The organism is Amycolatopsis mediterranei (assembly GCF_026017845.1).
Taxonomy (GTDB): domain Bacteria; phylum Actinomycetota; class Actinomycetes; order Mycobacteriales; family Pseudonocardiaceae; genus Amycolatopsis; species Amycolatopsis mediterranei.
The window spans coordinates 1,759,826-1,782,504 of record NZ_CP100416.1 but is presented as its reverse complement, the minus strand read 5'-3'; the positions used below and the strand labels follow the sequence as shown (position 1 = coordinate 1,782,504).

Here is a 22,679-nt window from a genome sequence, read left to right as displayed (position 1 = left end):
GCGGAGGAACCGATGACGCAGCTCGGCGAGATCCAGCAGGCCATCCTGACCGGCGAGTCCGCCGCGGTCGGCTCGTTGCCCGTGCCCGAGAGCTACCGCGGGGTGACCGTGCACGCCGACGAGGTCGACATGTTCGAGGGCCTCGAAAGCCGCGACAAGGACCCCCGCAAGTCCCTGCACGTCGACGACGTCCCGGTGCCGGAGCTCGGGCCCGGCGAAGCGCTGGTCGCGGTGATGGCGAGCGCCATCAACTACAACACCGTGTGGACGTCGATCTTCGAACCGATTCCGACGTTCAAGTTCCTGAAGAAGTACGGGAAGCTCTCGCCGCTGGCGAAGCGGCACGACCTGCCGTACCACGTCGTGGGCTCGGACCTGTCCGGCGTCGTGCTGCGGACCGGCGTCGGCGTGCACAACTGGAAGCCGGGCGATGAGGTCGTCGCGCACTGCCTCAACGTCGAGCTCGAAAGCCCGGACGGGCACAACGACACCATGCTCGACACCGAGCAGCGGATCTGGGGCTTCGAGACCAACTTCGGCGGCCTCGCCGAGATCGCGCTGGTCAAGGCCAACCAGCTGATGCCGAAGCCGGACCACCTGACCTGGGAGGAGGCCGCCTCCCCCGGCCTGGTCAACTCGACCGCCTACCGCCAGCTCGTCTCGCGCAACGGCGCGGACATGAAGCAGGGTGACGTCGTCCTGATCTGGGGCGCTTCGGGCGGCCTCGGCTCCTACGCGACGCAGTACGCGCTGAACGGCGGCGCCATCCCGGTGTGCGTCGTGTCCAGCCCCGAGAAGGCGGCGATCTGCCGGAAGCTCGGCGCCGAGCTGATCATCGACCGCAGCGCCGAGGGCTACAAGTTCTGGAAGAACGACACCGAGCAGGACCCGAAGGAGTGGCAGCGCTTCGGGGCGAGGATCCGCGAGCTGACCGGCGGCGAGGACCCGGACATCGTCTTCGAGCACCCGGGCCGGGAGACCTTCGGCGCGTCCGTCTACGCCGCGCGCAAGGGCGGCACGATCGTCACGTGCGCTTCGACGTCGGGGTACATGCACCAGTACGACAACCGCTACCTGTGGATGAACCTGAAGCGGATCATCGGCTCCCACTTCGCGAACTACCGCGAGTCGTGGGAGGCGAACCGGCTGATCGCGAAGGGTCTGATCCACCCGACGCTGTCGAAGACGTACTCGCTCGACGAGACCGGGCAGGCCGCGCTGGACGTGCACCGCAACGCCCACCAGGGCAAGGTCGGCGTGCTCGCGCTCGCCCCGCAGGAGGGCCTCGGCGTCCGGGACGAAGAGAAGCGCGCGAAGCACCTCGAGGGCATCAACGCGTTCCGCGGCGCCTGAACCACGTCCACGCCGGGAGCGGTCTCGCTCCCGGCGTCGGGAACCCCCGGAAAACGGCCCGATTCCGCCGGTTCCTTTCGCCGCGGCAGACGACGCGTTCGGCGCACCGCCCGGGTGCTCACCCTTCCGTGACCCGGCTGCGGCTACGGTAGGCCCCATGAGCCTTGGCGATGAACGGGAGCTTGTGCCGCTGGGAGCCGGCTTCGACGTGGCGAAGCGCGGGTACAGCCGAGCGCAGGTCGACGAGCACCTCGAACGGCTGGACGCCGATCTGAAGATGCTCACCGCGGATCGGGACGCCGCCATCGCGCAGGCGGGCGACCTCGCCCGCCAGCTGGAGATCGCGCGCGGCGAGATCGCGGACCTGCGCGGGCAGGTCGACCGGCTGGCCCAGCCGCCGACGAGCGTCGAAGGCCTGTCCGAACGGCTGCAGCGCATGTTGCGCCTGGCGCAGGACGAATCCGCCGACACCCGCGCCCGCGCCGAAGCCGAGGCCGGGCACATCCGGGCGAAGGCCGAGACGGACGCGAGCGCCATGCGGGCCCGCTACGAGCAGCTGCTGACCGAGCTCGACCTGCGGCGCAAGGAGATGGAGGCGGAGCACCGCAAGGTGCTCGAAGACGCCCGCGCGGAGGCCAAGAAGATCACCGACGAGGCCGAGGCGGAGCGCAAGCGCCTCGACACCGAGTCTTCGGACCGCCGCACCAAGGTCGAAGAGGACTTCGAGATCGCGATGGCCTCGCGCCGCACCGAGGCGATGCGGGTGCTGGCCGAGCAGGAGGCCGCGAGCAAGGCCGAGGCCGCGCGGCGCGTCCAGGAGGCCACGCAGGACGCCGCCGACATCCGCGCGAAGGTCCTCGAAGAGGAGAAGGCCGCGAAGGCGGACATCGACCGCCGTCAGCGGGAGTCCGTCGCGGAGGCGAACAAGCGCCGCCAGGACTCGATCACCGAGGCCAACGCCCGGCTCGCGGAGGCCGCCGACGAGGCGCGGCGCCGCGTGACGTCGGCCACGGAGGAATCGAACCGGCGGATCACCCAGGCGAACGAGCGGGTCGACGCGCTGCGGAAGGTGCGCGGCGGGCTGGCCGAGCAGGTGCGTGCGGCGCGGGCGGTGCTGGCCGAGGCGCACACCGTCCTCGGCGACGACGTGAAGGTGCCCGCCGACGTCAAGGCCGACCTGGTCACGGACGAGAAGCCGGACCCCGTCGACGAGACCGAGAAGACGGTCCGGGTCTCCGACGTCGAGGAGACGATCCGGATCCGCGTCTCCGACGTGCCGAAGCCGAAGCCCGGGGCCAAGCCCGCGGCCAAACCGGCCCCCAAACCCACCCCCAAACCGGTGGCGAAGCCGGCTCCGCGGGCGAGCGGAGCGCAGAAAGCGACTGGCGAGTAACCTTCCACCCGACACGGGCGCGGACGAGCCCGCGTGGTCACCGACCACCGGCTGTCGTCCCTGCTCACGCGGGATCACCTGGAGGTTTTGCGCATGGGTGCGGCATATCGGACCGTGGTGGTGGGCACGGACGGCTCGGAGTCCTCGTTCGCGGCGGTGGACCGCGCGGCGGCGGTGGCCGGCGACGCGGGCGCCACGCTCGTCATCGCGTGTGCGTACTACCCGGCCAGCAAGTCCGACGTCGACAAGGCCCAGGACGTCCTCGGCGACGAGGCGTACCAGGTCGTCGGCTCGGCGCCGGCCGAAGACACGCTGCAGTCGGCGCGGGACCGGGCGACGCGCGCGGGTGCGGAGAAGATCGACACGGTCGCGGTGAAGGGCGACCCGGTCGACTCGCTGCGCAAGGTCGTGCACGAGCGCGAGGCCGACCTCCTGGTGGTCGGCAACCGCGGGCTGAACACGATCGCCGGCCGGATCCTGGGCTCGGTGCCGTCCGAGGTGGCCCGCAAGTCCGGCGTGGACGTGCTCATCGTCCACACGACCTGACGTGACCGATCCGAGCGAGGAACTCCAGCAGCGGCTCGAACGCGTCCTGCTCGGCGGCAGGCGGAAGTACACCCGGCTCGAGGTGGCGGAGAAGGCCGGCGTGCCCGACGAGCGGTCGCGCCGGCTCTGGCGCGCGCTGGGGTTCGCGACCGTGCGCGACGACGAGGTCGTCTTCACCGACGCGGACGTCGAGGCGATGCGGACCGCCGATCAGCTGGTTCAGTCGGGGCTGATCGACCCGAGCATCGAGGTCTCGGTGACGCGCGCGCTCGGCCAGCACCTGTCGCGGCTGGCCGAGTGGCAGGTCGACATGCTCTGGGAGCTGATCCGGCGGCAGCCGGAGCTGGGCCGCAGCGAACGCCAGGTGACCCGCCTGGTCGACGGGTTGCTGCCGGAGCTGGAGCGGGTGCAGAACTTCGTCTGGCGCCGCCACCTGGCGGCGTACGCGGGCCGGGCGTTCGCGGCCGCGGGCGACAATGTCGAGTCCCGCACCGAGGTGGTCGGGTTCGTCGACATGGTGGGCTACACGCGGCTGACGCGCCAGATCGGCGAGGACGAGCTGAGCCGCGTCCTCGACGCGTTCGAGACCCTGGCGACGGAGGTGATCGCCGAGCACCACGGCCGCGTGGTGAAGATGATCGGCGACGAGGTCCTCTTCGTGGCGGACGCCCCGGTCGACGCGGCGGAGATCGCCCTGACGCTGACCGAGCGCACCTCGGCGGACGAGACGTTGCCGGCGGTCCGCGCGGGCATGGCCTCGGGCCGGATCCTGTCGCGGTTCGGCGACGTGTACGGCTCGGTGGTCAACCTGGCGGCCCGCCTGACTTCGGTGGCGCGCCCGGGCACGATCCTGGTCGACCGCGAACTGGCGGGCGAGCTGGCGGAGGAGAAGGCGTACGAGCTGCGAACGCGCAGGCCGGTGACGGTCCGGGGGTACAACCGCCTCCGTCCGTCCGCACTGCGGCGGGCGAGCGAGGCGCCAACGGGGATGTTCGCGAGCTCGCAGCAGCTGGCGGCGGAGATGCTGGGGCTGGCGGACCCCGCGGCCCGGGAGGCGGTGCCCGAGGAGCCCGGCACCCCAGCCGAGGACCTGGTCACGGAGAGCCCGCGCGCACGCCGCCGGCGGCGCCGGATCCGCTGACCGGCCGGGCAAGCCGCCCGTTTCTCAACGGTGCCCTCAACAGGAAACGCCTTGTTGTGCGGCCCGGCCGGACAAATCCTTGGTGAACAGCGAGACTGCGTTTCGCACCGGTTCCCCGACGCCGTCTGTCAGCTCCGGACGAAGCATCGGGCCGAAGGTCCCTCCGTTGGCGCGGAGGGACCTTCACTGTTTCCGCACCCGTCGGGTGGCATCCCCGTCGCCGGTTTCCCGTTCCGGTGAGCAACCGGAAACGCCTTGTCCCGGGCCACCGCCCGATCGATCCTGGCCGGAGGCGGATGGTGTCCATTCGTCTCCGAGTGCTGCCGTCGGCACTGGCCAAGACCGGGGCGCGCGGTGCATCCTGTAGCGGCCTGAGCGCCCTCGGAGTCCCGGCAGCGCCAACTGCCGGTGAGCACGGCCCACCCGACCAGCCCGGGCACAAGCCTTCGTCCGGAGCTGAGACAGGTGCGGTGGTGTCCGATGATCGACCGGTTCATTACTCCTCGGGGCAGCGCGTGGCCACCACCCGGCCGCGAACGGCGCAAGAAGCCCGCCGATGGACGCCCGTGATCGCTGGTGAGCGACTTCGGAGCGGAGCTGCGGCGCCGCCGCACGTCGGCCGGGATGTCGCTCACCGGTTTGGCCGCGTCGGTGCACTTCACCAAGGGCTACCTCAGCAAGGTCGAGAACGGTAAGGCCCGTGTGAACCGGGACCTCGCGCAAGCGGTCGACCGGGCGCTCGACGCACGCGGGGAGCTGCTCGCCCTCGTGCCTGACCGGGTCAGGCCCGCGGCCCCGCAGGTGAGTGCGTCAGCCGTCGACGACGGTCCGATGGTCATCGGAACGGCGGCGTTGCCGCTCCTGCAGGGACTCCTCGACCAGTACCGGACACTCACGCGCGTCGCGACGCCGCGGCTGGCGATCGACGCCGTCCGCGACGTCGCGACCCGTCTCCAGCAGCACCTGGGCCGCCGAGACGAAGCCGTCACGGTGCTCGCCGCCCAAGCGGCCGAACTCGCCGGCTGGATCGAGCAGGAGACCGGCGACCTGCAGGCGGCACTTCGATGGACTCTGCAGTCCCGAGAACTCGCCACCGCGGCCGACCGGGCCGATCTGGCCGGCTTCGCCCACCTCCGGCTGGCCGATCTGGCGCTGGAAACGAAGGACGTCGACTCCGCACTGGCGCACGTCGTGACCGCCCGGCACTCGTTCGACGCGGCCGACCCCTGGCTGCAGGGCCTGCTGGCGGCGCGCCAAGCCAGGGTGCACGCCCTGCGCGGCGACAAGGCCGAGGTCGTTCACGCGCTGGCGGTCGTCGAGGGCATGCCCGCCGGCAGTTCCGGCGGATACGGCGAAGACAGCAGCCTCGGCGGAGCGGTCCTCCCGGCGGTGACCACGGGATGGGCGCTGTTCGAGCTGGGCGAGGACCTGCCGGCCACTTGCCGCGCTCTCCGGGACGCGTTCGAGGTGGTGCCGCCGGACCACGCGCGCCTGCGCCACCGGGTCCGGGCCCGGCTGGCCTTGGCGCAGGCCGAGGACGGCGACCTCGACGCGGCCGGCGAGCACGTCGTCACGCTGGTCGAGGACGCTCGCGTGCTGGAATCCGCCACCGCCCAATCGGATCTCCGCCGATTGCGGGAGACCCTCGGGAAGTGGGACGGCACGGAGGTCGACATCCTCCGTGCGCTGCTGGCCGAGCGGCTCCAGCCTTCGGCGAGCGACCCGGATCAGGCCCGGGTGTGGTGAGCACCGTGAGCGAACGGGGCCCGGCCGAGCTGCCGACGGGACTCTGGGCGCTCATCGGCTTCGTCGTCAGCGGCCGGACGCGAACGGAAAACCTGGTGCGGCTGATCAAGGCCGCCACGATCTCCGTCATCAGCGTTCTTCTCGTCGTGGCCGTCATCGTCGGCAGCGTGCTGATGGGCACCGGGCACCTCGGCACGGGTCTGGGCCTCGTCGCCGGAGCGGTCACCTCGCCCGTCCTCGGCGGGCTGGGCTGGAAGGGGTGGAAGAAGGTGCGGGGCTTCCTCCGATCCCGGAAGCAGCAGAAGAAGGATGCGAGCAGCGCGTCAGGCGTCGAAGTCGACGGTGATCGTCTCCGAGACCGGGTATGACTGGCACGTCAGCACGAAGCCCGCCGCCACCTCGGCCTCCTCCAGCGCGAAGTTGCGCCGCAGGTCGACCTTGCCCTCCGTCACGCGGGCGCGGCACGTTCCGCACACCCCGCCCTTGCAGGCGAACGGCAGGTCCGGGCGGAACTTCTGCGCCCCGTCGAGCACCGACGACGAGCGCGGCAGCGTCATCGGCGTCGAACGGCCGTCCAGGACCACCGACACCTCCGACGACTCCCCCGCCACCGCCGGGTCGAGGTGCTCCACCGGGGCCGGTGGGGTGTCCACGTAGAACAGCTCCTGGTGGATGCGCTCCCGCGGCACGCCCAGCGACGCCAGCAGCTCCTGCGCCCCCGACACCATCTCGAACGGGCCGCACAGCCACCAGTGGTCCACCGAAGCCACCGGCACCAGCGAAGAGAACAGCGTGCGCAACTTCGGGACGTCCAGGCGGCCGGTGAACAGCTCCGCCTCCCGAGGCTCACGCGACAGCACGTGGATCAGCTCCAGCCGCGACGGCGCACGGTCCTTCAGGTCCGCCAGTTCGTCCGCGAACATCACCGTGTCCGTGCGGCGGTTGCCGTACAGGACCGTCACCGTGGCGTCCGGGGTGGCCAGCAGCGACGACACGATCGACAGCACCGGCGTGATGCCCGAGCCCGCCGCGATCAGGACGTGGTGGCCGCCCGCCGAGAGGTCCGGGGTGAACGAACCCGTCGGCGGGGCCACCTCGACCGTGTCGCCCGGGCGGACGTCGTTCACCAGCCACGACGAGAAGAACCCGTCCGGCACCAAGCGGACGCCCACCCGCGGTGCCGCGCCCGCGGGGGCGCAGATCGAGTACGACCGGCGCTCGTCGCGGCCGTCGATCGAGCGCCGCAACGTCAAGGACTGGCCGGGCTTGAAGGCGTACTCGGACGCCAGCGACGAAGGCACGTCGAACGTCACCGCGACCGCGTCGTCGCACAGCCGCTCGACCCCGGCCACCGTCAACTCGTGGAACCGCGCCACCTAGATCTCCTTGACGTGTTCGAAGGGCTCGAGGCACGCGCGGCAGCGCCGCAGCGCCTTGCAGGCCGTCGCGCCGAACCGGGACTGCTCTTCGGTGTCCGGGGAACCGCAATGCGGGCAGCGGACCCGCGTGACCGGCGCCGACAGCGTCAGCGGGATCGGGCCCGACCGCCGCGGGGCCGCACCCGGCGGGGCGATCCCGGCCGCGGCCAGTTTCTCCCGCCCCGAGGGCGAAATCCAATCCGACGTCCACGCCGGCGACAGCTGGGTCCGGATCTCGACGTCCGCGAAGCCCGCCGAAACCAGCGCGTGCTCCAGGTCGTCGCGCATGGTGTCCATCGCCGGGCAGCCCGTGTACGTCGGCGTGATCGCGACGACCACCCGGCCCTCGGCCTCGGACACCGAGCGCAGCACGCCCAGGTCCGCCAGGGTCAGCATCGGCAGTTCGGGGTCGGTGACCGTGGCGGCCACCGCGGCCGCGGTCACCATCGAGCGTCCGGCATCGCCCGGGCCACGCTCTGCAGCTCCGCCAGCAGGAACCCCATCTGCTCGGTGTGGACGCCGTCGCGGCCCGTCCGCCCGGAAACCCCGGCGAGCTCGCCGGACGAAGGCCGGGACAGCGTCGAAGCCGCGAGGACCTGGTCCAGCACCGCGTCGAACTCGGGCCGCAGCGAAGCCGCGTCCACGAACTCCGTGGGGTGCGTGCGGAACAGCTCCCCCACGTACGGCCAGACCTCGTCGAGCCCCTCCTGCATCCGCGAGTGCGACAACGGCGTCCCGTCGCCGAGACGGACCAGCCACTGCGCCGCGTAGTCGCGGTGGTAGGCGAGCTCCTTGACGCCCTTGTCCGCGATCGCCGCCAGCACCGGGTCCACCGACGTCTCGAGTCGCTGGAACAGCGCCAGCCGCCACGTCGAGAACACGAACAGGCGCGCGATCAGGTGCCCGAAGTGGCCGCCGCCCAGCTCGGCGAGCCGGACGTTGCGGAACTCGTTTTCGGCGCGCAGGAACGCGAACGAGTCCTCGGTGCGCGAAGAGCCGTCGGCCTTGCCGGCGCGGGCGAGCAGCAGCCGCGCCTGCCCCAGCAGGTCCAGGGCGATGTTGGCGATGGCGACCTCGTCCTCCAGCTCGGGCGCGTTGGTGCACCACTCCTGGAGCCGGTGGGAGAAGACCAGCGCGTCGTCACCCAGCATCAGGCAGTACGCGGCCAGTTGCACACCGTCCACACCGGACGGTACCGAAGTGTCCACTCCGGACAGCGGGTCCTCGAAGCCGGTGCCGAACGCCCAGCGGGCGTCGTTCTCCTCGGTGATGGCCTCGTACACGTTGTCGAAACTCATATGTGCGGCACATCCTCGGGGATGTCGTAGAACGTCGGGTGCCGGTAGACCTTGTCGCCGCTGGGCGCGAAGAACGGGTCCTTCTCGTCCGGCGACGACGCCGTGATGTCCGCCGCGCGCACGACCCAGATCGACACGCCTTCGTTGCGGCGGGTGTAGAGGTCGCGGGCGTGGTGCAGCGCCATCCGGTCGTCGGCCGCGTGCAGCGAGCCGACGTGCACGTGGTTCAGCCCGCGCTTGCCGCGGACGAACACCTCGTACAGCGGCCAGTCGTGCTTGATCGGGCCCGGAGCCGCGGGGACGCCCTCCAGGGGGACGGCGCCGTGGCCGCCTTCGGCCGTCAGGTCGGTCACTTGCGCTCCTTCTTCCCGGCGTGCGCGACGGCGGCTTCCCGCACCCACGCGCCGTCTTCGTGCGCCCGGCGCCGGTGCTCGATCCGCGAGGCGTTGCACGGGCCGTTGCCCTTCAGCACGTTCTTGAACTCGTCCCAGTCCACCGCGCCGAAGTCGTAGTGCCCGCGCTCGGCGTTCCACTTCAGCGCAGGGTCCGGGAACGTGACGCCCAGGGCCTCGGCCTGCGGCACCGACATGTCCACGAACCGCTGCCGCAGCTCGTCGTTGGTGTGGCGCTTGATCTTCCACGCCATCGACTGCGCGGTGTTCGGCGAATCGGCGTCCGGCGGCCCGAACATCATCAGCGACGGCCACCACCAGCGGTTCACGGCCTCCTGCACCATCTCCCGCTGCTGCGAGGTCCCGCGCATCATCGTCATCAGCAGCTCGTAGCCCTGCCGCTGGTGGAAGGACTCCTCCTTGCAGATCCGGATCATCGCCCGCGCGTACGGCCCGTACGACGACCGGCACAGCGGCACCTGGTTGCAGATCGCCGCGCCGTCGACCAGCCAGCCGATCACGCCGACGTCGGCGAAGGTCAGCGTCGGGTAGTTGAAGATCGACGAGTACTTCTGCCGTCCGGTGATCAGCTTGTCGGTGAGGTCCGCCCGGTCCGCGCCCAGCGTCGCCGCGGCCGAGTACAGGTAGAGCCCGTGGCCGGCCTCGTCCTGCACCTTGGCCAGCAGGATCGCCTTGCGCCGCAGCGACGGCGCCCGGGTGATCCAGTTGCCTTCGGGCTGCATGCCGATGATCTCCGAGTGCGCGTGCTGCGCGATCTGCCGGATCATCGTCTTGCGGTAGCCGTCGGGCACCCAGTCGCGCGGCTCGATCCGCTGGTCGCGCTGGATGGTGTGCTCGAAGTGCTCTTCGAGCGAAGCTACGGCCGTCACGGCTGCTCCTTCGAAACCAGCGTCAGGACGTCGTACTTGGCCACGGACTCGCCGTCGGCGTTGGTGACGTCGGCGTCCCAGCGGACCTCGCCGTACTCCTGGTCGATCCGCGGGGTGATCTGCTTCGCGGTCAGCGTCACCGTCAGCGAGTCGCCGACCTTGACCGGGGTGAGGAAGCGGAGGTTCTCCAAGCCGTAGTTGGCCAGCACCGGGCCCGGCTCGGGCGAGACGAACAACCCGGCCGCGAAGGAGACGACCAGGTACCCGTGCGCGACGATCCCGCCGAACAGCGGGTTCGCGGCCGCCGCCGCGGGGTCGGTGTGCGCGTAGAACGTGTCGCCGGTGAACTCGGCGAAGTGGTCGACGTCTTCCTGGGAAACCACCCGCGGCCCGGCCACCACCGAGTCGCCGATGCGAAGCTCGGCCAGGGACTTCCGGAACGGGTGGACGCCCTCGGTGCGCGGCGCGCCGGCGACCCAGCGGCCGGTGACGGCGGAGAGCACCGCGGGCGAACCCTGCACGGCGGTGCGCTGCATGTGGTGCAGGACCCCGCGGATCCCGCCCATCTCCTCGCCGCCGCCCGCGCGGCCCGGGCCGCCGTGGACCAGCTGCGGCATCGGTGAGCCGTGCCCGGTGGACTCCTTCGCGTCTTCGGCGTCGAGCACCAGCAGCCGGCCGTGGAACGGCGCCGCACCCAGGACGACCTCGCGGACGAACTCCTTGTCCGCCGACACGATCGAGCCGGCGAGGCTGCCGCCGCCGCGAGCGGCGAAGTCGACGACCTGCTCGGTGGACGTGTACGGCATCAGCGTCGAGACCGGGCCGAACGCCTCGACCTCGTGCGGCTCGGTTCGTTCCGGATCGGCCTTGAGCAGCACCGGCGAGATGAAGGCGCCACGCTCGGCATCGGCGTCGACGACCTCGACCTTCTCCGGGTCACCGAACACGACGCTCCCGGCGTCCAGCAGCGCCTTCAGCGACCGCCGGACCTCCTCGCGCTGTTCCAGGCTGGCCAGCGCACCCATCCGGACGCCTTCCGACGCGGGGTTGCCGACGGTCACCTTCGCGAGCCGCTCGGACGCGGCGGCAGCGACGTCGTCGAGCAGCGACGCCGGAACGAACGCGCGTCGGATCGCGGTGCACTTCTGCCCCGCCTTGACCGTCATTTCGGTGGTCAGCTGCTTGACGAACAGGTCGAACTCGGTGGTGCCCTTCACGGCGTCCGGGCCGAGGATCGAGCAGTTCAGCGAGTCGGCCTCGGCGTTGAACCGGACGGCGTTGCGGATGATCGCCGGGTGCGCGCGCAGCTTCTGGGCGGTCGACGCCGAGCCGGTGAAGGACACCAGGTCCTGCGCGGTGACGTGGTCCAGGAGGTCGCCGACGTTGCCGGCGACGAACTGCAGCGCGCCCTCCGGCAGGATGCCCGACTCGATGATCAGCTCGACCAGCCGCGCGGTCAGGTACGCCGTCGAGCTGGCCGGCTTGACCAGGCTCGGGACACCGGCCAGGAAGGCGGGCGCGAACTTCTCCAGCGGCCCCCAGACCGGGAAGTTGAACGCGTTGATCTGGACGGCGACGCCCCGCAGCGGGGTCGCGATGTGCTGGGCGACGAACGTGCCCCCGCGCGAGAGCGGCTCCACCGCGCCTTCGACGTAGACGGTGTCGTTCGGCAGCTCGCGCTTGCCCTTCGAGCCGTAGCTGAAGAGGACGCCGATGCCGCCGTCGATGTCGAACTTCGAGTCGCCCAGCGTCGCCCCGGTGCGAGCCGACAGCGCGTACAACTCCTCGCGGTGCTCGCGCAGGTGCGAGGCCAGCGCCTTGAGCAGGGCCGCACGCTGGTGGAACGTCAGCTCGCGCAGCGCCGGGCCGCCGACCGCGCGGCCGTACGCCAGCGCGGCGGCGAAGTCGACGCCCGCCGAGGAGATCCGGGCGACCTCCTCGCCGGTGGCCGCGTCGTGCAGCGGGACGCCCTCGTCCGCCGCCGTGTGCCAGCTCCCGGAGACGTAGCTGCGCAGCAGTGCCATCAGGTCCCTCTCGCCGAATTACCTACCGGACGTTCAGTTAATCGCATGGTAGCCGCCGAGCCCGAAGATCGGAAGACCTCGACGCTTGACACCGGCCCCGACCACTGCCTTTACTGAGCGGCACCGCGAGGTGACCGTCCATTCGGTCAGTGAAGACGGGGGATCAATGACCAACGCCGCGCACACCATGTTCGCCGCCGACGAGGCGTCCCGCGCGCTGGGCATCGAACTCGTCGAAGCAGGAGACGGCCGGGCCGTGGCGACCATGACGATCACGCCCGCGATGGTCAACGGCCACGACATCGCCCACGGCGGGTACGTCTTCCTGCTCGCCGACACCGCGTTCGCCTGCGCCTGCAACACCCACGGCCCGGTCACGGTCGCCGCGGGCGCGGAGATCTCCTTCGTCGCGGCCGGCCGGCTGGGTGACCACCTCGTCGCCACGGCCACCGAGCGCACCCGCTACGGCCGCAACGGCATCTACGACGTCACCGTGCACCGGGAGACCCCCGCGGGGCCCGAGGTCGTCGCCGAATTCCGCGGCCGCAGCCGCGTCCTCTCCGCGAAACGGGACTGAGCATGATCGAGACGGACATCGGCGCGGACGAGCTGGCCGCCCTCCAGCTGGAACGTCTGCAGTGGACACTCCGGCACGCCTACACGAACGTGCCCGCCTACACGCGGAAGTTCGACGAGGCCGGCGTCCACCCGGACGACTGCAAGGAACTGGCCGACCTGGCGAAGTTCCCGTTCACCACCAAGCAGGACCTGCGCGAGAACTACCCGTTCGGGATGTTCGCCGTGCCGCAGGACCAGGTGCGGCGCATCCACGCCTCCAGCGGCACCACCGGCAAGGCCACCGTCGTCGGGTACACCGAGCAGGACATCGACACCTGGGCGACGGTGATGGCCCGCTCGATCCACGCGGCGGGCGGCCGGCCGGGGCACAAGGTGCACGTCGCCTACGGCTACGGCCTGTTCACCGGCGGCCTCGGCGCGCACTACGGCGCCGAGAAGCTGGGCTGCACGGTGATCCCGGCCTCCGGCGGGATGACCGCGCGGCAGGTGCAGCTGATCACCGACTTCCGCCCGGAGATCATCATGGTGACGCCGTCGTACATGCTGACGCTGCTCGACGAGTTCGAGCGGCAGGGCGTCGACCCGCGGGCGAGCTCGCTCAAGGTCGGCATCTTCGGCGCGGAGCCGTGGACCGAGCAGATGCGCGCCGAGATCGAGGAGCGGTTCGCGCTCGACGCCGTCGACATCTACGGGCTGTCGGAGGTGATGGGCCCGGGGGTCGCGCAGGAGTGCGTCGAAACGAAGGACGGCCTGCACATCTGGGAGGACCACTTCTACCCCGAGGTGATCGACCCGTACTCCGAGGAGGTCCTGGGCGGCGGCGAGACCGGTGAACTGGTGTTCACGTCGCTGACCAAGCAGGCGCTGCCGATCATCCGCTACCGCACCCGCGACCTGACCGAGCTGAACCCGGGCACCGCGCGGCCGGCGTTCCGGCGGATGGCCAAGGTCACCGGGCGCACCGACGACCTGATCATCCTGCGCGGGGTCAACGTCTTCCCGACGCAGATCGAGGAGATCGTGCTGCGGACGGCCGGGCTGAGCCCGCACTTCCAGCTCGTCCGGTCCACCCGCGGCCGGCTCGACCACCTCACCGTGCGGGTCGAGGCCCGCCACGACGCTTCCGGCGACGACCGGTCGCGGGCGGCTGCGGAGCTGGTCACCGGCGTGAAGGACGGCGTCGGCGTGACGGTGTCGGTGGACGTCGTCGACCCGGACACCCTGGAACGGTCGATGGGCAAGATGCGGCGGATCGTGGACGAGCGGGACAAGCCGTGACGGCCCCGCGGCGCGGGCGGCCCGGCTACGACCTCGAATCACTGCTGCAGGTGGCGGTGAAGCTGTTCAACGAGCGCGGCTACGACGGCACGAGCATGGAGGACCTCTCCCGCAAGCTCGGCATCACGAAGTCGGCGATCTACCACCACGTGCCCAGCAAGGAAGAGCTGCTGCGGCTGGCGGTCGACCGCGCGCTGGACGGGCTGTTCGAGGTGGCGTCGGAGACGGCTCAGCTCGACGGGCGGGCGATCGACCGGCTGGAGCACCTGGTGCGCGGTAGCGTGCTGGTGCTGGCGGACCGGCTGCCGTTCGTGACGTTGCTGCTGCGCGTGCGCGGCAACACGAAGGTGGAGCGGGCGGCGCTGGCGCGGCGGCGCGAGTTCGACCGGTTGGTGACCGACCTGGTCAAGCAGGCCGAAGCGGAGGGCGACGTCCGCCCGGACGTCGACCCGGCGGTCACCGCGCGGCTGGTGTTCGGCATGGTGAACTCGCTGATCGAGTGGTACAAGCCGCGGCGCGGGTCGGCGGCGGCCGAGGTCGCGGACGCGGTGTGCAAGGTGGCCTTCGAGGGCCTGCGCACCGGGTCGTGAGCCGTCACTCCGCCCGCACGCGCTCCAAGCCCGGGCGGAGGTCTTCTTCGAGGACCTCTCCGAGGTAGACCGCGGCCACCTGCTGCCGTTTGTCGACGATCAGCGAGATCGGCACCGCGGCGAGCGGGATCCCGCGCAGCTGCAGGGCGATCCGCCCGGAGTCGTCGTGGATCGACGGATAGCCGAGCTCGAAGTTCCGGACGAAGTCGGCGGCGTACTGGCGGTTGTCCCGGACGTTGAGCCTCCGCACGGCAGGGCGGGCACCACGCGCCCCACAGGTTGAGCAGGACGACCTTCCGAGCGTAGTCGCTCAGGGCGATCCGCCGGGCCGGGTCGGTGACGTCGGGACCGGCCAGCTCGGCCAACGCGCCCGAGCAGCATGGCCCCACCCTGGCCAGTGCTCACTCCTCGGTGATCTGCGGCGGCCGCCCGGCCTGCCACAGCAGGGCCTCCCGCAGCTGGCCGATGAGCCGCTCGTCGTCCGCTTCGGACGGGTCGATGCCCAGCGGGATCCAGCGCTCGGACACCTTTTCGCCCCGGTCGTAGCTGGAGATCACGATGCCCGAGTACGACAGGGACGCTTCGTCCGCGCAGTCGCCGTCCGGCAGCGGCTCGTCGGCTTCGAAGCCTTCGTCGAAGCTGACGTGGCGATGCTGCAGGCGGACGCTCACCCAGCGTCCGGCCGGCCGGATCGGCGCGCCTTCTTCGTTCATCTGCTCCTACCCCCGGTCACGGGCCCCCTGCCGTCTCGTCGTATCCGGACGCCGAGGAGTTACCGGCGGGTTATTCCGGTTGCGTAACGACAAAGGTTGGCGCGAAACACCCCCCGACCGCCACCCGAGTCACTCTTTTGACGATGGGTCAACTACTTGTTGACACCGTGCCGATCCCCCGCGAGGCTGAGCGGATGACCAGTGGGACCCGGCCCCGGCGCCGCCGGCTCGAGCCGGCCGAACGGCGGGCGGAGATCCTCGCCGCCGCCCGGCACCTGTTCGGGGCGGGCAGCTACGCCTCGGTGTCCACTTCGGACATCGCCGAGGCCGCCGGGGTGGCGCGCCCGCTGATCAACCACTACTTCGGCGGGAAGCGCGAGCTGTACCTGCAAGTGGTGCGGCAGCTGATGATCGTGCCCGCGCCGGTCACCGAAGCGCTGCCGGACACCACGATGGAGCAGCGGCTGGCGATCGGCGTCGAACGGTGGATCGAGGTCGTGGACCGCAACCGCGACGCCTGGCTGACCGTGATCGGGCCGGAGGCGGCCGGGCGCGACCCCGAGATCGAGCGGATCATGCTGGAGGCCGACGAGATCGCCGCCGACCGGGTCCTGGAGGCCGCGCTGATGACCGGCGTGACCGAAGGCCGCGAAGAGCTGCGGGCGATGATCCGGTCGTTCGGCGGAATGCTGCGCGCGGCGTCGCGGGAGTGGCTGATCCGCGGCACGCTGGACCGCGCGGCGCTGCGCACCTTCCTCACCGATTCGATCCTCAACCTGCTGAAGATCACCTACCCGGCGGTCCTCGCCGAGCGGCGCGGAAGCGGCGGGCGAACGCCGCCGGTGTCATCCCGGTCCAGCGCTTGAACGCGTGGATGAAGCTCGACGCTTCGGCGTACCCGAGCCGGTAGGCGACGTCCTCGACCGAGAGCACGCCGGTGTCCAGGAGCTCTTCGGCGAGCGCCTGGCGGACCTCGTCGACCAGCGCCCGGTAGCTCGTGCCCGCTTCGGTCAGGCGCCGGCGCAGGGTGCGCGTGCTGAGCGTCAGCCGGCGGGCGATCTCGTCCATTCCGGCGTCGACGCCGCCGAGCCGGACCAGGCGTTCCCGTACCTGCTGCGAAATGCCCGAACGCTCCCGTCGCCGCGCGACGAGCGCTTCGCACTGCGCGGCGCACAGGGCGACGGTCTGGTCGTTGGCCTGCGGCAGCGGCCGGCTCAGCAGCGCCGGATCGAGAGTCGCGCGGCAGCCGTCGGCGCCGAAGCGCGGCAGCACGCCGAACGCGGCCCGGTAGTCCTCAGGCGTGGCCGGTCCGTGCCGGAAGGTCAGCTCGTCCAGCGCGATCTCGGGCAGGAGGTCGCGCATGACGGCGAAGATCGCGGCCAGATCCCGCAGGACGAGGAAGCGGGCGACGTCGGCGGGCACGCGGCGGTCGTCGAGTTCCAGCGTCAGCCGGTCGGCGCCGAGGACGACGTGCGGGATGCAGAAGGCGAAGCTCAGGTCGAAGTAGCGGAGGGCGAAGAGCATCGCGTCGCGCAACGTCGGGCTGCTGATGCAGGCGAAGCCGAAGATGCCGAAGGTGGTGACGCGGTAGCGGCGGCCCAGCTGCAGCGCCGTCGCGTCGGAGCCGTCGAGAGCGGCCAGCGCCCGGACGACGGCCAGCTCCTGGCGGGCGTCGACCTGGACGGCCGGGTCGGCGAGCTGGTCCGGCGTCAGCGTGGTCGCGGCGAGCAGCCGTTCGGCCGGCACGCCCCGTTCCGCGGCGAACCGGGTCATCAGCTCGATGCTCGCGGTGCCGCGCGGGAAGTCCCAGTCCACGACGGCGGGCGCGGCGAGCTCGGCCATGGCCGGAATTCTGGATCACGACCGGAGAAGTGTCCAATCGAGGACCGGATCTGTCCGGGATGGTCGTTAGGGTGACGCCGTGGAGACCTTGAGCCGCCGAGCCGTGAACCGCGCCACGCTGGAGCGCCAGCTGCTGCTGCGCCGGGCGAAGGTGTCCGCTTTTGACGCGGTGGAGCATCTGGCCGGCCTCCAGGCGCAAGCGCCGTTTCCGCCGTACTTCGGGCTGTGGGCGCGGCTGGAGGGGTTCCGGCCGCCGGAACTCGCGGAGCTGCTCGAGAACCGCCGCGTGGTGCGGATCGCGCTGATGCGCGGCACCGTCCACCTGGTGACGGCGGCGGACGCGCTGGCGTGGCGGCCGGTGGTGCAGGTGCTCTACGACCGCGATCTCCAGCAGAACGCCCTGCACGCCCGCGCACTGGCCGGGCTCGACCACGACCTCGTCGCCGAGGCCGCGCGGAAGCTGCTCCTCGGCGGGCCGATGCCGGGCAGCGCGCTGGGCGCCGAGCTGGCGCGCACCTGGGACGTCCCGGCGGCCTCCCTGACCCACCTGGCCCGGGGCCGGCTGCCGCTGGTGCAGACGCCGCCCCGGGCGATCTGGGGCAAAGCCGGGCAGACGACGTACGCGTGCCTCGACGAGTGGGTGGGCGCTCCCCTGTCGCCGCCTTCGCCCGCTTCGCTGATTTCGCGGTACTTGCGCGCGTTCGGCCCGGCCACGGTGGCGGACGTGCAGACGTGGGCGGGCATCACGCGCCTGGGCGAGGTGGCCGCTTCGATGGACTTGCGCCGCTACCGCGACGCGGACGGCCGCGAGCTGCTGGATCTGCCGGAGCTGACGCTGCCCGGCGAGGACGTTCCGGCGCCGCCGCGGCTGCTGGGGCCGTTCGACCAGCTGATCCTGTCGTACGCCGACCGGACCCGGGTGATCTCGGACGCCTGCCGCAAGCGCGTGATTTCGCAGAACGGCCTGGTCAAGGGCACGCTGCTGGTCGACGGCCAGGTGTGCGGCTTCTGGGAGATCAAGGCGTCGCGCAAGGCGGCGGTGATCGAGCTGTCGCCGTTCGAGAAGCTGGTGAAGCGTGATCTGGCGGCGTTGGAGAAGTCGGCGGCAGAACTGGTGAAGTGGGCCGAGACGGCCGCGGAGACGCATGAGGTGCGCGTCCTCCCCCCGGAGTGAGCTGGCCGGAAATCTCGATTGAGTGACCGTTCGTGGCCTGTTGTCACAGGCCTTCAGTCCGTAGCTTTTCGGGCATGACTGGTTCGGCGAAGGGGCCGTCGGTGCTGATCGTGGGCGCCGGGTTCGGCGGCATCGGGACGGCGATCGAGCTCAAGCGGGCGGGGTTCACCGAGTTCACGATCCTGGAGAGCGCCGCCGAACCCGGCGGCGTCTGGCGGGACAACACCTACCCCGGGGCCGCGTGTGACATCCCCTCGCCGCTCTACTCCTTCTCCTTCGAGCCCAACCCGCGGTGGCCGAAGCGGTTCTCGCACCAGCCCGACATCCTCGCCTACCTGCGGCGCGTCATCGCGAAGTACGGGCTCGAGCCGCACATCCGGTACCGGACCGAAGTCACCGGGGCCGCGTTCGACGAAGCGCGCGGCCTCTGGCGCGTCGAGACGCGGGGCGGGGAGACCTTCGAGGCGACCGTCTTCGTCCCCGCCGTCGGGCAGCTGTCGCGGCCGGCGCTGCCGGACATCCCGAACCGGGAAAGCTTCGCCGGCGACGCCTTCCACTCCGCGCGGTGGGACCACGACGTCGACCTGACCGGCAAGCGCGTCGCCGTCATCGGGACCGGGGCCAGCGCCGTGCAGTTCGTGCCCGAGCTGCGGAAACGCGCCCAGCACGTCACGGTCTTCCAGCGCACGCCGCCGTACGTCATGGCGAAGTCCGATCCGAGCTACCGGCGGTGGCAGCACTGGCTGTTCGAGCACCTGCCGCCGACCCAGCTGCTCGGCCGGCTGCGGATCTTCCTGCTCGCCGAGTACGCCACCTACGCCATGACCGCCACCCGGTGCTGGCGAAGATGTTCGAGCTGCGGACCGCCCAGCTGCGCCGCCGCCACATCAAGGATCCGGAGCTGCGGGCCAAACTCAAGCCCGCCTACCCGCTGGGCTGCAAGCGGATCCTCTTCACCAACGAGTACCTGCCCGCCCTCGCCCAGCCGGACGTCGACGTCGAGACGCGGCGGATCCGCGAGATCACCGAGAAGGGCGTGCGGGTCGAGGACGGGACGGAGCTCGAGGCGGACGTCCTGGTCTACGGCACCGGTTTCGCGGCGACGGAGTTCCTCGGCCGGATGCAGGTGCGCGGCCTCGGCGGGCGGTCGCTGCAGGACGAGTGGTCCGGCGGCGCGCGGGCGTACCTGGGCATGACCGTGCCCGGCTTCCCCAACCTGTTCTGCGTCTACGGGCCCAACACGAACCTCGGCGCCGGGTCCATCATCTACATGATCGAGCGCCAGGCGCGCTACATCCGCCAGGCGGTGGAGCGGCTCACCCGGCCCGGAGTGTCCTATTTGGACGTGCGGCCGGAGGTCGAAGACTCCTACGACCGGGAGGTGCAGCAGCGGCTGGGCCGCAGCGTGTGGACCGCCTGCACGAGCTGGTACCGGCAGGCCGACGGCCGGGTGACGACCAACTGGCCCGGCCTGGTCACCGAGTACGACCGCCGGACCCGGCGCTTCGACGTCGCGGACTACCGGGTGGCGGGCTGATGGACTACGACGTCCTGGTGATCGGTTCGGGGTTCGGCGGCAGCGTCACGGCGCTGCGGCTGACCGAGAAGGGCTACCGCGTCGGCGTGCTGGAGACCGGCCGCCGGTTCGCCGACGACGAGTTCGCGAAGACGTCGAAGCGGGTGCGGAAGTACCTGTGGGCGCCGGCACTGGGGTGCTTCGGCATCCAACGGCTCACACTGCTGAAGAACACGTTCGTGATGAGCGGCTCGGGCGTCGGCGGGGGTTCGCTGGTGTACGCGAACACGCTGTACGAGCCACCGGACGGCTTCTACGCCGACCCGCAGTGGGCGCACATCACGGACTGGAAGGCCGAGCTCGCGCCGTACTACGACCAGGCGAAGCGGATGCTCGGCGTGGTCGAGAACCCGGCGACGACGGCCGCGGACCGGGTGCTGCTTTCGGTGGCCGAGGACATGGGCATCGGGCACACCTATCGGCGCACGCCGGTCGGCGTCTACTTCGGACAGTCCGGAGTGGACCCGTTCTTCGGCGGCGCCGGTCCCCGGCGTTCGTCCTGCACGCTGTGCGGCGAGTGCATGACCGGGTGCCGGGTCGGGGCGAAGAACACGACCGTGAAGAACTACCTGTACCTGGCCGAGCAAGCGGGTGCCGTGGTCCATCCCTTGACGACGGCGGTGTCGGTGCGGCCGATCGACGGCGGGTACGCGGTGGACACCCGCCGCACCGGCGGCCGTTCCCGCCGGACGTTCACGGCGTCGCAGGTGGTGTTCTCCGCGGCCGCGCTGGGAACCCAGCGGCTCCTGCACCGGATGCGGGACACGGGAACGCTGCCTGCGCTGTCCCCCCGGCTGGGCCTGCTGGCCCGCACGAACTCCGAAGCCATCCTGGCCGCGCGGTCGCTGCGGCCGGGCACGGACTACACGCGCGGGGTCGCGATCACGTCGTCGATCCACCCGGACGCGGTCACGCACGTGGAGCCGGTGCGGTACGGGCGTGGCAGCAACCTGATGGGGCTGCTGGCGACGGTGCTGGTGGACGGCTCGCCGGGCCGCCGTCGCTGGGTGCTCGGGCTCCGCGAGCTGTTTTCTGGCCGAACCGCGGGGAGGTGGATCCGCGGCCGGCGTTGGGCTCGCCGTACCGGCGGGTGGCGGCGGTGGCTCCTCGACGTCCGGTCGTCCCGCCGGAAGCACCGGGAGCCCTGCGGCTGCCACTGACACCCCGCTGAGGGCCCTCCCGGACCGCGCCGCCGGGAGGGCCTGCTCAGCGCACGGTCACGGCAGGCCCGCGAGCCCGGCCGACACCGTGTTGGCGAACGCGTACCCCTGCGACGCGTCCCAGTTGATCGACCACGTCATCGCGCCCCGGATCGACGGGTACGTCGCCGACGGTTTGAAGCTGCCGCACGATGTTCCGCGGGCCAGGCAGTTCAGCGCCGAGACCGTGTTGGCCGGGGCCTGGTAGCCGCCGCCCGCGGCTTGGGGCGACGCCGGGAGGCCGAGGCCGACCTGGTCCGCTCGCAGGCCGCCCTGCAGCTGGATGCAGGCCAGCGCCGTCAGGAAGTCGACCGTGCCCTGGGAGTAGACGTTGCCGTTGCAGCCGTTCATCGAGCCGGAGTTGTAGTACTGCATGTTGACGATCGTCAGGATGTCCTTGATGTTCAGCGCCAGCTGGAAGTAACCGCCGGCCGTGGACTGCATGTCGATCGTCTGCGGCGCCATCGTGAGGACCTTGCCGCCGCCGTTGTAGATGCTCCGCAGCGCCTGGCCCATGTAGGTGGCGTTGATGCCGTTCTCCAGGTCGATGTCGACGCCGTCGAAGCCGTAGTTCGCGATCAGCGACTTGATGCTGTTCGCGAAGTTGTTCGCCGACGAAGAGTCGCTGACGCTGATCGTGCCGTTCTGGCCGCCGACCGAGATGATGACCTTCTGGCCGCGGGCCTGCACCGTCTTGATGTCGGCCTTGAACTGGGCGTCCGTGTAGCCGCCGAGCTGTGAAGACAGGCCGGAGTCGAGCGTGAAGCTCACCGCGCCGGGCGTGCCGGTGGCGTCCGCGAAGGACACCGCGATGATGTTGTACTTCGTCGGGACATCGGCGAGCTTCAGCGCCTTGGCCCCGTTGTAGAAGTTCTGCCAGTAGCCCGTCAGGACGTGCTTCGGCAGGTCGCCCTGCGTGGGCGGCGTCGTGGTCGTCGTCGGTGGGGTGGTCGTCGTCGGGGGCGTGGTCGGGGTGGTGGGCGTGGTCGGCGTCGTCGTCGGCGGGGTGCCCGGGCCGTCGAGGCTGACGTCGTCGGCGAAGTACGCCGGCTGGCCGTACCAGCCGTGCAGGTACACCGTCAGCGACGTGCTCGAGCCGGTCGTGAAGCTCAGCGACAGCTGCTGGTAGCCGCTGGTGCCCGGCGTCCAGGTGCTGGCCGTCGCCGAGCCGGAAACGCCCAGGTAGACGTAGCTGCCCTGGACCCAGCCGGACAGCTTGTACGCCGTGTTCGCCGAGACGGTGAGCGTCTGCGAGCACTGGGCGTTGTCCGACGACGACGGTGTCGCGTTCAGGGCCCGGCTGCCGCTGTGCACCGGCGAGCTCACCGCGGCCGACGTGCCGGTGCACGTCCAGCCCGTGGTGCCGGCTTCGAAGCCGGGGTTGGCCAGGATGTTCGCCGCCGAAGCGCTGCCGGCGAGCACGAAAGTCACGCCGAGGCACAGTGCAACCACGGAAAGTAAGGAAAGCAGAGCGAAGCGGACCTTGGGGACCACGGGCGACCTCCACGACACTGGTGAGGCAGGTCA

The 22,679-nt window shown here is 71.1% G+C and carries 21 protein-coding genes and 2 pseudogenes; 13 read left to right on the top strand and 10 right to left on the bottom strand.

What is annotated here, in order from left to right:
* The first annotated feature begins 12 nt into the window (after positions 1–12).
* From ccrA to ISP_RS08470, 6 genes are all read left to right on the top strand, one after another.
* On the top strand, positions 13–1,353 hold the full coding sequence (gene ccrA, locus ISP_RS08495) for a crotonyl-CoA carboxylase/reductase (RefSeq protein ID WP_013223473.1): 1,341 nt from the start codon (positions 13–15) through the stop codon (positions 1,351–1,353).
* A gap of 184 nt (positions 1,354–1,537) precedes the next feature.
* Positions 1,538–2,746, top strand: a complete 1,209-nt coding sequence (locus ISP_RS08490; protein WP_013223472.1) for a coiled-coil domain-containing protein — start codon at positions 1,538–1,540, stop codon at positions 2,744–2,746.
* Positions 2,747–2,839: 93 nt separating this feature from the next.
* Positions 2,840–3,292, top strand: a complete 453-nt coding sequence (locus tag ISP_RS08485; protein ID WP_034284441.1) for a universal stress protein — start codon at positions 2,840–2,842, stop codon at positions 3,290–3,292.
* A gap of 1 nt (position 3,293) precedes the next feature.
* Positions 3,294–4,433 carry an adenylate/guanylate cyclase domain-containing protein gene (locus ISP_RS08480; protein WP_013223470.1) on the top strand — a complete coding sequence of 380 codons (1,140 nt, stop codon included), beginning with the start codon at positions 3,294–3,296 and terminating at the stop codon, positions 4,431–4,433.
* A gap of 576 nt (positions 4,434–5,009) precedes the next feature.
* The gene (locus ISP_RS08475) at positions 5,010–6,179 is read left to right on the top strand and encodes a helix-turn-helix domain-containing protein (RefSeq protein ID WP_013223469.1); all 1,170 of its coding nucleotides are present in this window, start codon (positions 5,010–5,012) and stop codon (positions 6,177–6,179) included.
* A 5-nt stretch (positions 6,180–6,184) separates the two neighbouring features.
* Positions 6,185–6,547, top strand: a complete 363-nt coding sequence (locus ISP_RS08470; protein WP_230468741.1) for a hypothetical protein — start codon at positions 6,185–6,187, stop codon at positions 6,545–6,547.
* On the opposite strand, the gene paaE is transcribed toward ISP_RS08470, so the two are convergent.
* From paaE to paaZ, 6 genes are all read right to left on the bottom strand, one after another.
* Positions 6,503–7,555 carry a 1,2-phenylacetyl-CoA epoxidase subunit PaaE gene (paaE, locus tag ISP_RS08465; RefSeq protein WP_013223467.1) on the bottom strand — a complete coding sequence of 351 codons (1,053 nt, stop codon included), beginning with the start codon at positions 7,553–7,555 and terminating at the stop codon, positions 6,503–6,505. The two genes, ISP_RS08470 and paaE, sit on opposite strands and share 45 nt — an antisense overlap.
* On the bottom strand, positions 7,556–8,044 hold the full coding sequence (gene paaD / locus ISP_RS08460) for a 1,2-phenylacetyl-CoA epoxidase subunit PaaD (protein WP_013223466.1): 489 nt from the start codon (positions 8,042–8,044) through the stop codon (positions 7,556–7,558).
* Positions 8,038–8,895, bottom strand: coding sequence for a 1,2-phenylacetyl-CoA epoxidase subunit PaaC (gene paaC / locus ISP_RS08455; protein WP_013223465.1), 858 nt, complete (start codon positions 8,893–8,895; stop codon positions 8,038–8,040). Before paaC ends, paaD begins: the two co-directional genes overlap by 7 nt.
* Entirely contained in the window at positions 8,892–9,176 is a 285-nt protein-coding gene (gene paaB / locus ISP_RS08450; RefSeq protein WP_034284443.1) for a 1,2-phenylacetyl-CoA epoxidase subunit PaaB, read from the bottom strand. The genes paaC and paaB overlap by 4 nt, the downstream gene beginning before the upstream one ends.
* Before the next feature lie 68 nt (positions 9,177–9,244).
* On the bottom strand, positions 9,245–10,177 hold the full coding sequence (paaA, locus tag ISP_RS08445) for a 1,2-phenylacetyl-CoA epoxidase subunit PaaA (RefSeq protein ID WP_013223463.1): 933 nt from the start codon (positions 10,175–10,177) through the stop codon (positions 9,245–9,247).
* Positions 10,174–12,201 carry a phenylacetic acid degradation bifunctional protein PaaZ gene (gene paaZ, locus ISP_RS08440; protein WP_013223462.1) on the bottom strand — a complete coding sequence of 676 codons (2,028 nt, stop codon included), beginning with the start codon at positions 12,199–12,201 and terminating at the stop codon, positions 10,174–10,176. The genes paaA and paaZ overlap by 4 nt, the downstream gene beginning before the upstream one ends.
* A gap of 166 nt (positions 12,202–12,367) precedes the next feature.
* On the opposite strand from paaZ, the gene paaI reads away from it, so the two are divergent.
* From paaI to ISP_RS08425, 3 genes are read left to right on the top strand one after another with little or no spacing between them, the layout of a single operon-like run.
* A complete protein-coding gene (paaI, locus tag ISP_RS08435; protein WP_013223461.1) occupies positions 12,368–12,778 on the top strand; it encodes a hydroxyphenylacetyl-CoA thioesterase PaaI in 411 nt (136 codons plus the stop codon).
* Positions 12,779–12,780: 2 nt separating this feature from the next.
* Positions 12,781–14,058, top strand: coding sequence for a phenylacetate--CoA ligase PaaK (gene paaK, locus ISP_RS08430; RefSeq protein WP_013223460.1), 1,278 nt, complete (start codon positions 12,781–12,783; stop codon positions 14,056–14,058).
* Positions 14,055–14,648, top strand: coding sequence for a TetR/AcrR family transcriptional regulator (locus ISP_RS08425; RefSeq protein ID WP_013223459.1), 594 nt, complete (start codon positions 14,055–14,057; stop codon positions 14,646–14,648). The genes paaK and ISP_RS08425 overlap by 4 nt, the downstream gene beginning before the upstream one ends.
* Before the next feature lie 4 nt (positions 14,649–14,652).
* Here ISP_RS08425 and ISP_RS08420 read toward each other — a convergent pair whose 3' ends face one another.
* Positions 14,653–14,898: a TlpA family protein disulfide reductase gene (locus ISP_RS08420; protein ID WP_013223458.1), complete on the bottom strand. Its 246-nt coding sequence runs from the start codon at positions 14,896–14,898 to the stop codon at positions 14,653–14,655.
* A 151-nt stretch (positions 14,899–15,049) separates the two neighbouring features.
* Positions 15,050–15,361: a hypothetical protein gene (locus tag ISP_RS08415; protein ID WP_013223457.1), complete on the bottom strand. Its 312-nt coding sequence runs from the start codon at positions 15,359–15,361 to the stop codon at positions 15,050–15,052.
* Positions 15,362–15,555: 194 nt separating this feature from the next.
* On the opposite strand from ISP_RS08415, the gene ISP_RS08410 reads away from it, so the two are divergent.
* The gene (locus ISP_RS08410; RefSeq protein WP_013223456.1) at positions 15,556–16,227 is read left to right on the top strand and encodes a TetR/AcrR family transcriptional regulator; all 672 of its coding nucleotides are present in this window, start codon (positions 15,556–15,558) and stop codon (positions 16,225–16,227) included.
* Here the strand turns inward: ISP_RS08410 and ISP_RS08405 are convergent.
* Positions 16,148–17,203 carry an AraC family transcriptional regulator gene (locus ISP_RS08405; RefSeq protein WP_013223455.1) on the bottom strand — a complete coding sequence of 352 codons (1,056 nt, stop codon included), beginning with the start codon at positions 17,201–17,203 and terminating at the stop codon, positions 16,148–16,150. The two genes, ISP_RS08410 and ISP_RS08405, sit on opposite strands and share 80 nt — an antisense overlap.
* Before the next feature lie 79 nt (positions 17,204–17,282).
* Here ISP_RS08405 and ISP_RS08400 point away from each other — a divergent pair, with 79 nt between their 5' ends.
* The 3 genes and pseudogenes from ISP_RS08400 to ISP_RS08390 all read left to right on the top strand — a co-directional run.
* The gene (locus ISP_RS08400) at positions 17,283–18,377 is read left to right on the top strand and encodes a winged helix DNA-binding domain-containing protein (RefSeq protein WP_013223454.1); all 1,095 of its coding nucleotides are present in this window, start codon (positions 17,283–17,285) and stop codon (positions 18,375–18,377) included.
* A 74-nt stretch (positions 18,378–18,451) separates the two neighbouring features.
* Positions 18,452–19,914 (top strand): annotated as a pseudogene (locus ISP_RS08395) (flavin-containing monooxygenase).
* Positions 19,914–21,044 (top strand): annotated as a pseudogene (locus ISP_RS08390) (GMC family oxidoreductase N-terminal domain-containing protein); the annotation flags it as partial. The pseudogenes ISP_RS08395 and ISP_RS08390, both read left to right, overlap by 1 nt.
* Before the next feature lie 126 nt (positions 21,045–21,170).
* On the opposite strand, the gene ISP_RS08385 reads toward ISP_RS08390, so the two are convergent.
* Positions 21,171–22,646: a chitinase gene (locus ISP_RS08385; protein WP_013223451.1), complete on the bottom strand. Its 1,476-nt coding sequence runs from the start codon at positions 22,644–22,646 to the stop codon at positions 21,171–21,173.
* Positions 22,647–22,679 lie beyond the last annotated feature (33 nt).